Origin of the sequence: Propionicimonas paludicola, from assembly GCF_002563675.1 — a bacterium.
Lineage (GTDB): Bacteria > Actinomycetota > Actinomycetes > Propionibacteriales > Propionibacteriaceae > Propionicimonas > Propionicimonas paludicola.
Genome location: NZ_PDJC01000001.1, coordinates 320,250 through 336,408, shown reverse-complemented (window position 1 = coordinate 336,408; position 16,159 = coordinate 320,250). Strand labels below are relative to the sequence as shown.

Sequence of the window (16,159 nt, the reverse complement as noted above, 5' to 3'; positions counted from 1 at the left end):
AGGAACAACGCCAGAAAGGAAACGACAAAGATGTCCGCAACAATCCGCAGGGCCATCGCAGGCCTTGGGGTGGTCGCACTCGCCACCACCGCAGTCGCCTGCGCCAGCCCCTCGGCGTCCAGCCCTTCCGCTTCCACAGCCCCTTCCAGCTCGGCTCCCGCCGCCCCGGTCAATCTGACCGTGGTCGGCCTGCTTCCCGGCGCGACTCCCGAGGCGCAGAAGAACCTGGCCAACCAGGTGAAGCTGTTCGAGGAGGCCAACCCGAACATCACGGTGACCACCAAGGAGTACGAGTGGAAGGCCACCACCTTCGCGGCCGATCTCGCCGGAGGCACCCTTCCCGATGTCTTCGAGATCCCCTTCACCGACGCCAAGACGCTGATCGCCAACGGCCAGATCTCCGACATGAACGACATGCTCGGTGAGTTCCCGTTCGGCGGCGCCTTCAACCCGAACGTCCTTCAGTACGGCCAGGGCCCGGACGGTCACGCCTACGCCATCCCGGCCAAGTCGGTCTATGGCATCGGCCTGCACTACAACCGTGAGCTGTTCACCAAGGCCGGGCTCGACCCGAACAAGCCCCCGACGACCTGGGACGAGGTCCGCAGCTACGCCAAGCAGATCGCCGACAAGACCAAGGCGGCCGGCTACGTGCAGATGACCCAGTCGAACACCGGTGGCTGGCAGCTGACCGTCGCCACCTACGCCCGCGGCGGCCAGATGGAGACCATCGGTGCCGACGGCAAGGCCACCGCGACCCTCGACAACGCGGCCACCAAGGCGGCCCTGCAGTTCCTGAAGGACGTCCGCTGGACCGACAATGCCGCCGGCTCCAACTTCAACCTCGACTGGGGCACCATCAACCAGGCCTTCGCCGCGGGCCAGATCGGGATGTACACCTCCGGTCAGGACGTCTACACCTCGCTGGTCCAAGCCAACGCGATCAAGCCCGACATCTACGGCCTGGCCATGATCCCGCTGGAGGGTGCCAACTCCGGCATCCTGGGCGGTGGCACGATGGCTGCGGTGAAGTCGGGTGCGTCGGACGACGTCCGACGGGCCGCAGCGAAGTGGATCTCGCACTGGTACCTGTCGCGCTACACCAGCGAGAAGGCCGCCCTGGCCTTCAACCAGCAGGCCTTCGACGACAAGCAGCCGGTCGGGACTCCGGAGCTACCGATGTTCTCCGACGCCAATCTCGAGCAGTACCGAGCCTGGATCAAGCCGCTGATCAACGTCCCGCTGGATCACATGACCGCCTTCACCAGCCAGATCGGTTCCGCGAAGATTCTGAATGAGCCCCCGGTGGCCACCCAGGACGTCTACGCCGCCCTCGACCCGGTGGTTCAGGCAGTCTTCACCGACAAGAACGCCGACATCGACGCTCTCCTGGCAGCGGCCAACAAGACCGCGCAGCGAGCGATCGACAAGGCACAGCGCTAGCCAGCTGCCGGCCGGCCCAGGCTCTACTCCCGAGCCCGGGCCGGCCGGCCCAACCTCATCCTGGAGAAGTTCATGGATCCGGCTCTTCCCCCAGCGCGGCGCCGCAGCCCACTGACGTGGGTGCGCGGCGGCGGCCCCACCACGCTGCTCTTCGCCCTGCCGATGATCGTCATCTTCGGCGTCTTCTCGGTCTGGCCCATCCTGCGCTCGGTGGTGATGGCCTTCCAGGAGACGAACCTCACCGGCACCGCGAAGTGGGTGGGCCTGGACAACTTCGCCTGGGTGCTCAGCGATCCTGATCTGCCGCTGGCTATCGGCAACACCGCCTACTTCGCCTTGCTGGCCCTGGTCTTCGGCTTCCCCATCCCGCTGATCGGCGCCGTGCTGATGAGCGAGGTGAAGCGGCTCAAGGGGTTCTTCACCACCCTGGCCTACCTTCCCGCAGTGATCCCGCCGGTGGTGTCGGTGCTGCTGTGGCGGTTCTTCTACGACGGTGCTCCGACCGGTGTGTTCAACCAACTGCTCGGCTGGATCGGGCTCGGTCCGTTCCCGTGGCTGAATGACCGCTGGTGGGCCATGCCGTCCCTGGTGCTGGAAGCAACCTGGGCCGGTGCCGGCGGAACGGTGATCATCTACCTGGCTGCTCTGGTCGGGGTGCCCGGTGAGCTCTACGAGGCCGCCGAACTCGACGGAGCCGGCATCTGGCGCAAGATCTGGCACGTGACCCTGCCCCAGCTGCGGGGCGTGCTGTTCATCACCTTGATCCTGCAGCTGATCGCCACCGCGCAGGTCTTCCTTGAGCCCTATCTGTTCACTGGAGGCGGTCCGAACAAGGCGACGCTGACCATCCTTCTGATGATCTACAACTACGCATTCGGGGCTTCGCTGGGCTCCGACTACGGCGCGGCGACGGCGCTGAGCATGATGCTGGCCGCCTTCTTGGCGATCTTCTCGCTGATCTACTTCCGGCTCACTCGATCCTGGAGCCAATCATGAGCATTGTGAGCACCCTTCGACACCGTCGCCGCGATCCACTTGTGCCCGGCGATCGGGCCGCCATCTCCCCGCTGGAGCGGCGTCGTCCGTCCGTCCGGGCCGTACTGGCCCTGATCAACGTGGGGCTGTTCGTGGTGCTGGCCCTGGCCTGCTTCGGCCCGCTGTTCCTGCTGCTGAAGTTCTCCATCACGCCCACCCAGGACATCCTGCGCACCCCGATGGCGCTGTTCCCGAACGGGGTTCGGTGGGAGAACCTGGCACACGCGTGGAACGACGTCCAGATCAACCGCTACTTCCTGAACACCGTCGTCATCGCCGCCGGCTCCTGGTTCTTCCAGATGCTGGTCGGGACCACCGGGGGCTACGTCTTGTCCGTGCTCCGCCCCAAGTACGCCCCGATCCTCAACGCGCTGGTCATCTCGACCTTGTTCGTCCCGGCCGTGGTGCTGCTCGTCCCGCTGTATCTGACCGTGCTGAACCCGCCTCTACTCGGGCACTCCCTGCTGAACACCTACTGGGCCGTGTGGCTGCCGTCGGCGGCCAGCGCCTTCAACGTGGTGATCATCAGCCGCTTCTTCGACTCCCTGCCGCGTGAGATCTTCGAAGCGGCCCGAGTGGACGGTGCCGGGCCCTTCCGGCTGTTCTGGTCGATCGTCCTTCCGATGTCGAAGCCGATCCTCGGCGTTGCCTCGGTGTTCGCGATCATCGCGAGCTGGAAGGACTTCCTGTGGCCACTACTGGTCCTCAAGCAGCCGGCCATCCAGCCGCTGTCGGTACGGCTGCCGGCGATTCAGGCACAGACCGACCTGGGCGTCTTCCTGGCGGCCCTGGCCATCTCCACCCTGGTGCCGGTCCTGCTGTTCCTGGTCTTCCAGCGTTCGTTCCTGCATGGAGCGGGAATGAGCGGCGCGGTGAAGGGCTGACCAGGCGGGCGCATCCTCGCTCTCGCGGTGGGCGTCCCTAGACTGGCAGCGCCCAACTCTCAGGAGACGCGATGATGTCCGGCCTTCAGGCCACGCTGCGATCACCGGCAGTGTGGCTCGGTGTGCTGGGCAGCGTCCTGGTGGGCTGGGGCTCGAGCCATCCCGAGTTCGCCCTCACCGGCACCTGGGGTGCGGACTGGATCGACCAGCTCGGCCGGACCGCCCCGATCCCGGCCGACCGGATCCTGCTGATCGCCGGCTGCCTGGGACTGACCTGGGCCTGGTGGCTGATCCGGCCCCAGCCGGGCCGGAATCACTCGGCTGCGCTGATCCTGAGCCTGTGGAGCCTGCCGCTCCTGCTCGTCCCGCCCGTGCTCAGCCCGGACGCCGTCCTCTACGCCGATCTCGGCTGGACGCTGGGCACCGGGGCCAACCCCTACGACGTCGGGTTGGCCAGCAGTGGCGGCCCGTTCGCGGCCCGGGTCGACCCCTTGTGGGCCGGCCACGGTGTCGCCTATCCCCCACTCACGCTACGCCTGGACCAGGCCGTGGTCTGGGCCACCGGTGCCGACCCGTACTGGTCGGTGGTGGCGATGCGGCTGCCGGCCATCCTGGCCGTGGTCGCCATGCTCTTCCTGGTGCCGCGGCTGGCCGCGGCGCTGGGCCGATCCGGCTCGCAGGCCACCTGGCTGGGCGTGCTCAACCCCCTGCTCGTGCTGCACTTCATCGGCGGTGCCCACAACGACGCGCCCATGGCCGCGCTCAGCCTGGCCGCGATCTGGCTGGTCGTCCGGCGCCCGAGCTGGTGGATGTCACTGATCGCCGCGCCGGTTCTGGTCGGGCTGGCCATGGCCGCCAAGCAACAGGGCGGACTGACCGTGATCGCGGTGGCCGGTCTGCCGGTGGCGGCCACGTTGGCAGCGCTGCCGCTGGGCCGCCGACTGTGGCTGCTCGGCTGGCGCACGGCGGTGGCCACAGCGGTGGCGGTCGCGACCTTCGTGGCGGTCAGCCTGCTCAGCGGGCTGGGCTTCGGCTGGACGCGCTGGCTGGATCTGATGGGGCTGGCCCACACTCCGGCCCCGCTGGCCTGGCTGAGCAAGGGCGGCGCCTTGCTGTGGGGCCTCGGCGGCGGTGACCCGACAGCCTTCCTGGTGGTGGCCGGCCGGGTGACCACGGTGATCCTGATCGTCGCGGTGGCCTGGACCCTGGTCCACTTCGCCGACCGGCCGCTGCCAGCGCTGGCCTGGGGCTCGGCGGTCCTGGTCGTCCTGGGCCAAGCCGTCCATCCCTGGTACGTCCCGTGGAGCCTGGCCCTACTCGCCCTGTGCCCAATGACGCGGCGCCAGCAGCGGCTGGTGATCGGCCTGACGATCACGTTCGCTGCCTGGAACGGGATCCAGACCGCGATCTGGCATGGCAGCGTCTGAACCGGTCCAGTTGGGCCTCAGTGGCAGGATCAACAGTATGCGAGTAGCAATCGGTGGCAGCAGCGGGTTCCTGGGGAGCGCGCTTGCTCGTCGGCTGTTGCGCAACGGGCACGAAGTGGTCCGGCTGGTACGCGGACGTCCGGCGGCCGCGGACCAGCGGCGCTGGGATCCCGACGCCGGACGCATCTTCGGCGCCGGCCTGGACGACGTGGACGCGGTGGTCAACCTGGCCGGCGGCCCGATCGCGGCCGGCCGCTGGACCAAGGAGCGCAAGGCTGAACTGCGCCGCTCTCGGGTCACGGCCACGCTCACCATCGTCACCTCACTCAGCCCGGACGGACGTTGCCAGCGGCTGCTCAACGGTTCGGCCGTGGGCTACTACGGCGACACCGGGATCGAGGTCGTGGACGAAACCTGGCCGCAAGGCCGGGGCTTCCTGGCCGGCCTTGTCGCCGACTGGGAGGCGGCAGCCAGTCATTCTCCGGTGCCAACGGTCACGCTGCGCACCGGACAGGTGCTGGCCCGCGAAGGCGGCTTCCTGGCCCGGCTGTGGCCGATCTTCGCTGCCGGAATGGGCGGACGGATCGGCGACGGCCGACAGTTCCTGAGCTGGATCAGCCTGGCCGACCAAGTCCGGGCCATGGAGCACCTGCTCACCTCCGAGCTCACCGGGCCGGTGAACCTGACTGCCCCGGTGCCAGTCAGCAATGCCGAGTTCACCCAAGCCTTGGGCGACCGGCTGAACCGGCCCACAGCCATCCCGATGCCGCTGACCCCGATGCGCGTGCTGTTCGGACGAGAGTTCGTCACCGAGGCCCTGCGGTTCGGCCAGCGGGCTCGTCCGGCACAACTGCTCGCCGACGGCTTCACCTTCGAACACTTGACCGTTCAACAGGCGCTGGCCGCAATCGAGCCCACATCACGGGGATAGACTGACCTCTCGATCCGACAGATTGGTGGCCTGTGTCGAGCCCAGCTGAGTTGACCCCGAGTGGAGTTCCCGGTCCCTTTGCGGCCCTGGGCCTGACTTTCGATGATGTCCTGCTCCAACCCAATGAGAGCGACGTCATTCCGTCCAGTGCGGACACCTCTACCCGGATCAGCAAGCGGATCGAGGTGCGCGTCCCGCTGCTCAGCTCGGCCATGGACACCGTCACCGAATCCCGGATGGCGATCGCCATGGCCCGCGAGGGCGGCATCGGCATCCTGCACCGCAACATGTCTGCCGAGGAGCAGGCCGACCAGGTCGACCGGGTGAAGCGGTCCGAGGCCGGCATGATCGACCAGCCGATCACCACCACCACCGACTCCACCATCGGCGAGGTGGACGAGCTGTGCGGGCAGTTCCGGATCTCCGGTGTCCCGGTGGTGGACGCCGAGATGCGTCTGCTCGGCATCGTCACCAACCGCGACATGCGCTTCGAGGACAACCCGAACCGTCCGGTCGGCGAAGTGATGACCAAGATGCCGCTGATCACCGGTTGGCCCGGGATCTCCTCGGAGGAAGCGCTGGCCCTGCTGGCCAAGCACAAGATCGAGAAGCTGCCGCTGGTCGACGCCGACGGCAAGCTGCGTGGCCTGATCACGCTGAAGGACTACGTGAAGTCCGACAAGTACCCGCTGGCCAGCAAGGATCCGCAGGGGCGGCTCCGGGTCGGCGCGGCCATCGGCTTCTTCGGGGACGCCTGGGAACGGGCCATGCTGCTGGTCGATGCCGGCGTGGACGCCATCATCGTCGACACGGCGCACGGCCACACCCGCGGCGTGATGGACATGATCCGCAGGCTGAAGGGTGAGCCGGCTGCTCGCGAGGTGGACATCATCGGCGGCAACGTCGCCACCTACGCCGGTGCCAAGGCCCTGGTCGAGGCCGGCGCGGACGGTGTGAAGGTGGGCGTCGGGCCGGGCTCGATCTGCACCACCCGGGTGGTCTCCGGCGTCGGCGTGCCCCAGGTCACCGCGATCTGGGATGCCGCGCAAGCCTGCCGTCCGCTCGGCGTCCCGGTGATCGGTGACGGCGGCCTGCAGTACTCCGGCGACATCGCCAAGGCCCTGGTGGCCGGCGCGGACGCCGTGATGCTCGGCTCACTGCTGGCCGGCTGCGACGAGAGCCCCGGCGAACTGGTCTTCATCAACGGCAAACAGTTCAAGGCGTACCGCGGCATGGGCTCGCTGGGCGCGATGGCCAAGCGTGGACGCAAGGCGTCCTACTCCCGCGACCGCTACTTCCAGGCCGACGTGAGCAGCGACGACAAGCTGGTTCCCGAGGGCATCGAAGGCCAGGTGGCCTACCGTGGCCCGCTGGCCGCGGTGGCCTACCAACTGGTCGGCGGACTGCGCCAGTCGATGTTCTACACCGGCGCGGCGAACATCGCCGAGCTGCACGAGAAGGGCCGCTTCGTCCGGATCACGTCAGCGGGCCTGCGAGAATCGCACCCACACGACATCAAGATGACCACCGAGGCTCCGAACTACTCAGCCCAGCAGTGAAGGCAGGATCAAGGATGATCGAAATCGGGCGTTCCAAGCGCGCCGTGGAAGTCTTCGGCTTCGACGACATCGCGATCGTCCCCACCCGGCGTACCCGCGGCCTGGAAGAGGTGAACCTGTCCTGGCGGATCGACGCACTCACCTTCGACTTCCCGATCCTGGCCGCTCCGATGGATTCGGTGATGAGCCCGGACACGGCGATCACCGTGGGCAAGCTCGGCGGCCTGGGCGTGCTCAACCTCGAAGGCCTGTGGACGCGCTACGCCGACCCCGAGCCGCTGCTGGACGAGCTGTCCCGGATCGACGACCAGCTGGCCGCCACCCGGCGGATGCAGGAGATCTACGCCGAGCCGATCAAGGCCGAGCTGATCACCGAGCGGATGCGGCAGGTCCGCGAAGCCGGGGTTCCGGTGGCCGGCTCGCTGTCTCCGCAGACCTGCGCCGAGTTCGCCGCCGTGGTCGAGAAGGCCGGAGTGGACTTCTTCGTGATCCGCGGCACCACGGTGTCGGCCGAGCATGTGTCCAGCGTCAGTGAGCCGCTGAACCTGAAGAAGTTCATCTACGAACTCGACGTCCCGGTGATTGTCGGCGGCTGCGCGACCTACCAGTCGGCGCTGCACCTGATGCGCACCGGTGCGGCCGGCGTGCTGGTCGGTTTCGGCGGTGGCGCCACCAAGCGGACCCGCAATGTGCTGGGTGTCGAGGTGCCGATGGCTTCGGCTCTGGCGGACGTGGCCGAGGCCCGCCGCGACTACCTGGACGAGTCCGGCGGCCGCTACGTCCACGTGATCGCCGACGGCGCCCTGGGCCGCTCCGGCGACATCACCAAGGCACTTGCCTGTGGCGCGGACGCCGTCATGGTCGGCTCTCCGCTGGCCCGGGCCACCGAGGCGCCCGGCCGCGGCTACCACTGGGGCCCGGAGGCCTGGCACCCGACCCTGCCGCGTGGCGAGCGGGTCAAGTTCTCCCGGGTCGGCAGCCTGGAGGAGATCCTGCTCGGCCCGTCCCATGTGGCTGACGGGACCATGAACTTGGTAGGCGCGCTGCGCCGGGCGCTGGCCACCACCGGGTACTCCGACGTCAAGGAGTTCCAGCGAGTGGAGATCGTCGTCCACCAGTAGGTTGGCCCCATGACCAAGCTGGAGGTGGCGCTGGCGCTGGCCGTGTTCGCGCTGGTGGCGCTGCTGGTGGTCTTGGTGATCGTGCTGCGCCGATCCCAACTGGAGCGCCGGGCCGCATTGGCGTCCCGGGCTGCCGCGCTGGACGCTCGGGAGCGGGTCGCCGAGCTGGCCGCCGGCAACGAGCGGATTCGGATCCTGCGCGAGATGCACGACGTGATCGCCCACTCGCTGGCCATCATGATCGCCCAAGCCGACGGCGGCAGCTATGTGGTCGCCGACCAGGCCGCCGCCAAGCGGGCGCTGACCACAATCGCCGAGACCGGACGCGCCGCGCTGGCCGACACCCGGCGGATCCTGGGCATCCTGCGCCACGGTGAGCCGGACGATCCGGTGCTGGCCCCGGCCGGGGATGGCCGGATCGACGACCTGGTCGCTCAGGCCCGCGCGGCCGGCGTGGAGGTGTCCCTGGTCCGAGTCGGCGAGTCCCGTCCGCTGCCCTCGGGGACGCAGATGGCCCACTATCGGATCTGCCAGGAGGCGCTGACCAACGTGATGAAGCATGCCGGAACCGGCGCCCGGGTCACCATCACCGAAAGCTGGCGGGCCGAGGATCTGGCCCTGACCATCACCGACGCCGGTGGAGATCGCGGATCGGTGGTCGCCTTGGACGGCGAGCCGCTGGCCGCGCTGGGCCTGGGCCTGGTCGGGATGCGGGAGCGCGCCGAACTGGTCGGCGGCAGCTGTCAGGCTGGACCCACCGAGGACGGCTACCAGGTGCGTGCCGTCCTGCCGTTCCGGCTTCCCGGGGAGGAAACCGAATGACCGAGCAGATCCGGGTGGTCCTGGTCGACGATCAGCAGCTGGTCCGGGCCGGGCTGGCCATGGTGATCGACTCCCAGCCCGATCTGCGAGTGGTCGGTCAGGCCGGCGACGGCCTGGAGGCACTCCGGCTGATCGCCACTCAGCCCTGCGATGTGGTGCTGATGGACGTCCGGATGCCCGGCCTGGACGGCCTGGAGGCCACCCGGCGGATCCTGGCCGACGCCGACCGAGCCGGCCGGACGCCGCCCCGGATCGTGATGCTGACCACCTACGACCTGGACGAGTACCTGCTCACCGCGATCCGGGCCGGGGCGTCCGGCTTCCTGCTGAAGAACACACCGCCGGAGGATCTGCTCTCCGCGATCCGGACGGTGTTCACCGGTGATGCCGTGATCGCACCCTCGGCGACCCGGCGGCTGCTCGATCACGTGGCCAACGGTTCGCCCGAGCCGGTGGCCGCCGATCCGAGGCTGGACTGCCTGACTGAGCGGGAGGCCGAAGTGCTGATGCTGATCGCCCGCGGTCTGTCGAACGCGGAGATCGGCGCCGAACTGTTCTTGTCCGAGACCACGGTGAAGACCCACGTCCGCCATCTGCTGGCCAAACTCGAGGTGCGCGACCGGGTGCAGGCCGTGGTCTTCGCCCACGAGTCCGGGCTGCTGCGCGGTCGCAACGGCGGCTGAGCCGGCGGCCAGGAAGCCCGACCGCCGGTCCGACTCAGGCGACCCGAGTGCCCGGCGCCAGCTTGCGGTAGGGCACCGACAGCCGCCGCACGGCCAGCCAGAACATCACGCCGCCGATCAGAACGTTCACGCCCAGCCCCCAGGGCCAGATCGGCGAGTCCACGCCGACCTTGCGGACCTTCACCGGGCTCTTCACGTCCACGGGGGCACCCGCGTTAGTGGTCACCACCAACTCCCCGGCATCGTTCCAGTTGACCTGGTATCCGGGGATCGAGCCGTACAGCTGGGTGCAGTCGTCCCGCTCTCCGGTCTCCGGTTGGGCCATCCTGCGGATGCCGTAACGGATCAGGGCCAGCGGGTCGGAGGAGCGGTTGGCGTAGTCGCCGAGATCCTTGGTGGCGGCCGGTGGTAGCGGGGCCGCATCGGCAACGATCACGAACGGGTTGGCCACACTGATCCACCAGATCCGGTCCAGATGGGGCACTCGCTGCTCACCGTCGTACCAGGCGCATTGGGCGACCGGCGGCAGCGGGCCGTAGGTGGCGTCCGGGTTCTCATTCCAGAACTTCTCGGTCTGGGCGTCGTACTCAGCCTGGACGGTCGGCGGCAACCCCCACACTCGGACCGGCTCATCCCGGATCACCAGCGGTGCCAGCAGCGCCATGATGATCAGGCTGATCACGGTCAGGAAGACCACGCTCAGATAGGTCATCATCGTTGACATGGCCGTCCGGTTCAGCAGCGCCGACCAGCCGATCCCGATGGCGCAGATCACGGCGACCTCGGCGAAGACCACAACGAAGGTGACTAGCACCTGGACGATCGAGATGTCGCCCCAGATCATCGACAACGCGATGAACGGCAGCGCGACCACCAGGAACAACGCTGCGGTCAGCCAGGCGGCGATCAACTTGCCCAGCGCGATCTCCAGGGCGCTCAACCGGGTGGCCTGGAGGAGCGCGAGGGTGCCCGCCGATCGGTCACCGTTGATCGAGGTGGCAGTGAAGGCCGGCGCGATGATCAGCCCCATGCCGAGCACGAAGAAGGTGATCGTGCCGAAGGCCAGCGGCCCAGCCCCAGGACCATGTTCGCCCGGTGAGTTGAAGCCCAGCAGCATCGGCACCGCGGCCAGAATCAGCCAGGTCACCGCGCCGATCACCACGAACCACAGCGCCAGCACCCAGATCCATCGCTTGGATCGGATCCGCTGCCGCAACTCCAGACCGGTGACGGTGCGGATGCCGTTCCAGGTCAACTGCCAGGTGTTCATATCCGCTCCTCGTTCAAGGCCAGGTAGGTCTGCTCCAGGCGTCCGGCGATCGGGGCGATGGTGTGCAGGCTCACGCCGGCACTGATCGCCGAGCGGGCCAGATCGGCTGCCGAGTCATAGCCGGCCAGGGACACCACAACCTCGCCGGCCGAGCTGCCCTGGGTCCAGGGGACGGCGATCGAGTCGAGGTAGGTGCGCAAGCCGGCGGGATCCAGCGCCTCCAGTCGCCAACCACGCATGGTCGGCGCGGACGCCTGGGCGGAGGCGGCCACGTCGACCGTGCGTCCCTTGGACAGGAACACCGCGTGGTCGTAGACCTCCTCCAGCTCGGACAGGACGTGGCTGGAGACCAGCACGGTCTTGCCCTCGGCCGCCAGCTCGCGCAGCAGGTCGCGCAGTTCGATTCGGGAGCGCGGGTCCAGCCCGGAGGCCGGCTCGTCCAGCAGCAGCACCTGCGGATCGTGGATCAGCGCCCGGGCCAGGCCGAGCCGCTGCTTCTGGCCGCGGCTGAGCACCCGAGCCGGCCGCTGGGCGAACTCGTCGAGGTGGACCCGCGCCAGCAGGTCGGCCACCTTCGCCGGAGTGGCCGCCACCCGCCGATCGATGGCGTAGGCGTGCGCGAACGCGGTCAGGATCTCGGTGCAGGTCAGCGCGTCCCAGGTGCCGAAGCTGTCCGGCATCCAGCCGGTCGCTGCCCGCGCCGCCAGCGACTCGGTGCCCAGGTCGTGGCCGGCCACCATGGCCCGTCCGTCGTCGGGAGCCAGCAGTCCGGCCAGCAACAGCAGCAAGGTGGTCTTGCCCGAGCCGTTGGGGCCGATCAGGGCGGTCACCGCACCGGCTGGGGCCTCGAAGCTGACCCCGTCCACGGCGTGCACATCGCCGAACCACCGCCGCAGCCCGTGGGCCTCGATTCCCGGCGGCACCGCGCGAGGCGGCTGCGCCGGTGCCAACTCTTCTATGGTCATGGCCCGAGCCTAGGAAGCCCGGACCGCGGCGACATCATCCTGATCGGCAGACTCGGTCATCCCCTGGGACGAGGTGGCCTACGACGCAAAGCGGGCCCCCACCGGTAGGTGGAGGCCCGCTTGTGGCGAACTCACTCAGTGGCTGTGGCCAGCCTCGTCGTCGTCATCAGCCGGCTTGTCGACCACCGCAGTCTCGGTGGTGAGCAGCAAGGCGGCGATCGAAGCGGCATTGGCCAGCGCGGAGCGGGTGACCTTGACCGGGTCGATTACACCCTGGGCGACCAGGTCGCCGTAGGTGTTGGTGGCGCCGTTGTAGCCCTGACCGGGCTCCATCTCGGCGACCTTGGAGACGACCACCAGGCCGGGCTCGCCACCGTTCTCGGCGATCCAGCGCAGCGGCTCGACGACCGCCTTGGCCACGATGGCCACACCGGTCTTCTCGTCGCCCACCAGGCCCAGGCCGTCAGCCAGCACCTTGGCGGCGTGCACCAGCGCGGAGCCACCGCCGGGGACGATGCCCTCTTCGATGGCCGCACGAGTAGCCGAAACGGCGTCCTCGATGCGGTGCTTGGTCTCCTTCAGCTCCACCTCGGTGGCGGCGCCGACCTTGATCACACACACCCCGCCGGCCAGCTTCGCGACCCGCTCGGAGAGCTTCTCGCGATCCCAGTCGGACTCGGTGTTCTCGATCTCGGCCCGCAGCTGAGCCACCCGACCGGCGACGTCGGCCGGAGCACCGGCACCCTCGACGATCGTGGTGTTGTCCTTGGTGACCACGACGCGACGGGCCCGGCCCAGCACGTCCAGCCCGATCTGATCGAGCTTGAGGCCGACCTCGGGAGCGATCACCTTGCCGCCGGTGAGGATCGCGATGTCCTCCAGCATCGCCTTGCGGCGATCGCCGAAGGCCGGAGCCTTGACCGCGAGCGAGGTGAAGGTGCCCTTGATCTTGTTGACGACCAGGGTGCTCAGAGCCTCACCCTCGACGTCCTCGGCCACCACGAACAGGGTGCCGCCAGCGGCGATGACCTTCTCCAGGACCGGCAGCAGCTCGGCCATCGAGGAGATCTTGCCCTGGTTGATCAGGATGTACGGGTCGTCCAGGACGGCTTCCATCCGCTCCGGATCGGTGACGAAGTACGGCGACAGGTAGCCCTTGTCGAACTGCATGCCCTCGGTGAACTCCAGCTCGGTGCCGAAGGTGTTCGACTCGTCGACGGTGATCACACCGTCCTTGCCGACCTTGTCGAAGGCATCGGCGATCAGGGCGCCGATCTGCTCGTCACGAGCGGAGATGGTCGCGACGTTGGCCATGTCGGCCGTGGTCTCGACATCGCGGGCGATCCGCCGGAGCTCGGTGGCGATGGCCTCGGTGGCCTTCTCGATGCCCCGCTTCAGGGCGATCGGGTTGGCGCCGGATGCAACCGCGCGCAGCCCCTCGTGGACCAGGGCCTGCGCCAGCACGGTGGCCGTGGTGGTGCCGTCGCCGGCCACATCATTGGTCTTGGTGGCGACTTCCTTGGCCAGCTGAGCGCCCAGGTTCTCGAACGGATCGGAGAGCTCCACCTCCTTGGCGACGGTGACACCGTCGTTGGTGATGGTCGGAGCGCCCCACTTCTTGTCCAGGACGACGTAGCGGCCCTTGGGGCCGAGCGTCACCTTGACGGTGTTGGCGAGGATGTCCACACCACGCTCGAGCGAGCGGCGGGCGTCCTCGTCAAACTGAAGAATCTTCGGCATGTGGAGTCCTTACTTGGTGACGACAGCGAGGATGTCGCGGGCGTTCAGCAGCAGGTACTCCTGGCCGTTGTACTTGACCTCGGTGCCGCCGTACTTGCTGAAGATGACGATGTCGCCCTCAGCGACGTCCAGCGGGACGCGGTTGCCGTTGTCGTCGATGCGCCCGGGGCCGGTGGCGAGCACCTTGCCCTCCTGGGGCTTCTCCTTGGCGGTATCGGGGATGACCAGCCCGGAAGCGGTGGTCTGCTCGGCTTCCAGCGGCTGAACGAGGATCCGGTCCTCCAGCGGCTTGATCGTGACTGCCACGTCAAAAACCTTTCGTTGCGCGGGCCTTTCGGCCCATCAGGGTCAGGTGTTCCGAGCCCCCGGCGTCGTCGCGGTGCCGCCGTAGGCTGATTGGCACCCTCACACCGAGAGTGCTAACAGCGAATGTATACCGCCCTTAGCACTCGATCAAGCCGAGTGCCAATCGCTGCGCAGGGTGTCCCGGCGCGGCAGGCCCGGCTCGGTGCGGGTGCGGCGGCGGCTTGTGCGAAACTGAACTGTGCCTCGGTTTCTGTCTTCGCGCCCCGACTCACGGCTGATTCCGCTGCCGTGGGAGGTGCCGCTGGCCGAGTGGCCGCCGGAGTACCTGGTCGCACTCCCCCGTGGCATCTCCCGCCACGTCGTCCGCTTCATCAAGGTGGGCAACTCGGTGTACGCGGCCAAGGAAGTGCTCGAGGCACTGGCCATCCACGAGTACCGCATGCTCACCGATCTGCACCGGACGAACACTCCGGCCGTCGAGCCGCTGGCTGTGGTCACCGGACGGGTCGGCCCGGACGGTGAGCCGCTGGACCCGGTGCTGATCACTCGGCACCTGGAGTTCTCGCTGCCCTACCGCTCGCTGTTCGCCCAGGGCGTCCGCCCCGAAACCGTCGGACGCCTGCTGGACGCCATGGTGCTGCTGCTGGCTCGCCTGCACCTGGTCGGCTTCCTGTGGGGCGACGTCTCGCTGTCCAACGTGCTGTTCCGGCGCGACGCCGGTGAGTTCGCCGCCTACCTGGTCGACGCCGAGACCGCCGAGATGCATGACACCTTGACCAAGGGTCAGCGCGAGCACGACCTGATGATCGCCACCACCAACCTGTTCGGCGAGTTCTGCGACCTGGAGGCCGGCGGCCTGCTGGACGAGTCGCTGAACCCGCAACGGCTGGTCGATTCGATCCTGGCAAGGTACCGCGAACTGTGGGCCGAGCTGACCGGGGCCGAGGAGTTCTCCGACCAGGAGGTGTTCCGGATCGAGAAGCGGGTCCGCCGACTGAACGCGCTGGGCTTCGACGTGGCCGAGTTGGCCATCGACACCATCGAGGACGGCTCCCGGATCCGGATCCAGCCCAAGGTCGTCGACGCCGGCCACCACACCCGGCGACTGCTCCGGCTGACCGGCTTGGACGTCGAAGAGAACCAGGCCCGCCGCCTGCTCAACGATCTGGACACCTTCCGGGCCCGCTCCAACCAGGGACACATGGACGAGGCCGTGGTGGCCCACGAGTGGTTGACCCAGTGCTTCCAGCCGGTGACCTCCGCGGTGCCGTCCGACCTGCGCGGGAAGCGGGATGCGGCGCAGATCTACCACGAGGTGCTCGACTACCGCTGGTACGCCTCCCAGCGCGCGCAACGCGAGGTGCCGCTGCTGGAGGCCACCCACGGCTACATCAACGACGTGCTGCGGGCGCTGCCGGACGAGGCCATGTCGGACACCCGACCGGTCGACGGACGCCAGCTGGCCAACCCCTACGACCCGTCCCAGGGCTTCATCGACGACGAGGGCCCGATGCCGGTCGATCCTTGGGAGGAAGCCGCGGCGGCCGGTGACCCGGTGACCCCGCAGGGCTTCCTCGACATCGACGCGCTTCGAGCCCGCAAACGCGGATGATCCGGATCGAGTCCGGTTCTGCCGAACCACCCTTCGACCAGGTGAAACGGCAGCTGACCGAGCAGATCGCGGCCGGCGAGCTGGCTGCCGGAACTCGGCTGCCGACGGTCCGGGCCTTGGCCGACCAGCTCGGACTGGCCCCCAACACCGTGGCCAAGGCCTACCGCGAGCTGGAAGCCGCCGGACTGATCGACACCCGGGGCCGGGCTGGCACCTTCGTCAGCGGGGACGGTGCCGCCGCCAGCGCCCGCAAAGCCGCCGCCGAGTACGTCCGGCGGACCCGGGAACTGGGCCTCAGCCCCGCCGAAGCGCTGGCCCTGGTGGAGCGCAGCCTGGGCGGTGCCGGCGGTCGATAGACTGC

The 16,159-nt window shown here is 68.5% G+C and carries 15 protein-coding genes; 11 read left to right on the top strand and 4 right to left on the bottom strand.

The window, feature by feature from the left end:
* Positions 1-30 precede the first annotated feature (30 nt).
* The 9 genes from ATK74_RS01530 (at position 31) to ATK74_RS01490 (ending at position 9,905) form a co-directional block, all read left to right on the top strand.
* Entirely contained in the window at positions 31-1,443 is a 1,413-nt protein-coding gene (locus ATK74_RS01530; protein ID WP_098459391.1) for an ABC transporter substrate-binding protein, read from the top strand.
* 72 nt (positions 1,444-1,515) lie between these two features.
* The gene (locus ATK74_RS01525; RefSeq protein ID WP_211283247.1) at positions 1,516-2,439 is read left to right on the top strand and encodes a carbohydrate ABC transporter permease; all 924 of its coding nucleotides are present in this window, start codon (positions 1,516-1,518) and stop codon (positions 2,437-2,439) included.
* Positions 2,436-3,362 carry a carbohydrate ABC transporter permease gene (locus tag ATK74_RS01520; protein WP_098459390.1) on the top strand — a complete coding sequence of 309 codons (927 nt, stop codon included), beginning with the start codon at positions 2,436-2,438 and terminating at the stop codon, positions 3,360-3,362. Before ATK74_RS01525 ends, ATK74_RS01520 begins: the two co-directional genes overlap by 4 nt.
* A 71-nt stretch (positions 3,363-3,433) precedes the next feature.
* Entirely contained in the window at positions 3,434-4,789 is a 1,356-nt protein-coding gene (gene mptB, locus ATK74_RS01515) for a polyprenol phosphomannose-dependent alpha 1,6 mannosyltransferase MptB (protein ID WP_098459389.1), read from the top strand.
* 37 nt (positions 4,790-4,826) lie between these two features.
* Positions 4,827-5,720 carry a TIGR01777 family oxidoreductase gene (locus ATK74_RS01510; protein ID WP_098459388.1) on the top strand — a complete coding sequence of 298 codons (894 nt, stop codon included), beginning with the start codon at positions 4,827-4,829 and terminating at the stop codon, positions 5,718-5,720.
* A 50-nt stretch (positions 5,721-5,770) separates the two neighbouring features.
* Positions 5,771-7,279 carry an IMP dehydrogenase gene (gene guaB / locus ATK74_RS01505; protein WP_098461870.1) on the top strand — a complete coding sequence of 503 codons (1,509 nt, stop codon included), beginning with the start codon at positions 5,771-5,773 and terminating at the stop codon, positions 7,277-7,279.
* Positions 7,280-7,293: 14 nt separating this feature from the next.
* Positions 7,294-8,400, top strand: coding sequence for a GuaB3 family IMP dehydrogenase-related protein (locus tag ATK74_RS01500; protein ID WP_098459387.1), 1,107 nt, complete (start codon positions 7,294-7,296; stop codon positions 8,398-8,400).
* Positions 8,401-8,409: 9 nt separating this feature from the next.
* The gene (locus ATK74_RS01495) at positions 8,410-9,222 is read left to right on the top strand and encodes a sensor histidine kinase (protein WP_098459386.1); all 813 of its coding nucleotides are present in this window, start codon (positions 8,410-8,412) and stop codon (positions 9,220-9,222) included.
* A complete protein-coding gene (locus ATK74_RS01490) occupies positions 9,219-9,905 on the top strand; it encodes a response regulator (protein WP_098459385.1) in 687 nt (228 codons plus the stop codon). Before ATK74_RS01495 ends, ATK74_RS01490 begins: the two co-directional genes overlap by 4 nt.
* Before the next feature lie 34 nt (positions 9,906-9,939).
* Here the strand turns inward: ATK74_RS01490 and ATK74_RS01485 are convergent, their stop codons facing one another.
* From ATK74_RS01485 to groES, 4 genes are all read right to left on the bottom strand, one after another.
* Positions 9,940-11,175 carry an ABC transporter permease gene (locus tag ATK74_RS01485; RefSeq protein WP_098459384.1) on the bottom strand — a complete coding sequence of 412 codons (1,236 nt, stop codon included), beginning with the start codon at positions 11,173-11,175 and terminating at the stop codon, positions 9,940-9,942.
* Entirely contained in the window at positions 11,172-12,140 is a 969-nt protein-coding gene (locus ATK74_RS01480) for an ABC transporter ATP-binding protein (protein WP_098459383.1), read from the bottom strand. The genes ATK74_RS01485 and ATK74_RS01480 overlap by 4 nt, the downstream gene beginning before the upstream one ends.
* A gap of 135 nt (positions 12,141-12,275) precedes the next feature.
* The gene (gene groL, locus ATK74_RS01475; protein WP_098459382.1) at positions 12,276-13,880 is read right to left on the bottom strand and encodes a chaperonin GroEL; all 1,605 of its coding nucleotides are present in this window, start codon (positions 13,878-13,880) and stop codon (positions 12,276-12,278) included.
* A gap of 9 nt (positions 13,881-13,889) precedes the next feature.
* Positions 13,890-14,186 carry a co-chaperone GroES gene (gene groES, locus ATK74_RS01470; protein WP_098459381.1) on the bottom strand — a complete coding sequence of 99 codons (297 nt, stop codon included), beginning with the start codon at positions 14,184-14,186 and terminating at the stop codon, positions 13,890-13,892.
* 238 nt (positions 14,187-14,424) lie between these two features.
* Here groES and ATK74_RS01465 point away from each other — a divergent pair, with 238 nt between their 5' ends.
* On the top strand, positions 14,425-15,798 hold the full coding sequence (locus ATK74_RS01465) for a DUF4032 domain-containing protein (protein WP_098459380.1): 1,374 nt from the start codon (positions 14,425-14,427) through the stop codon (positions 15,796-15,798).
* A gap of 41 nt (positions 15,799-15,839) precedes the next feature.
* Positions 15,840-16,154: a GntR family transcriptional regulator gene (locus ATK74_RS01460; protein ID WP_342745414.1), complete on the top strand. Its 315-nt coding sequence runs from the start codon at positions 15,840-15,842 to the stop codon at positions 16,152-16,154.
* The last annotated feature ends 5 nt before the right edge of the window (positions 16,155-16,159 follow it).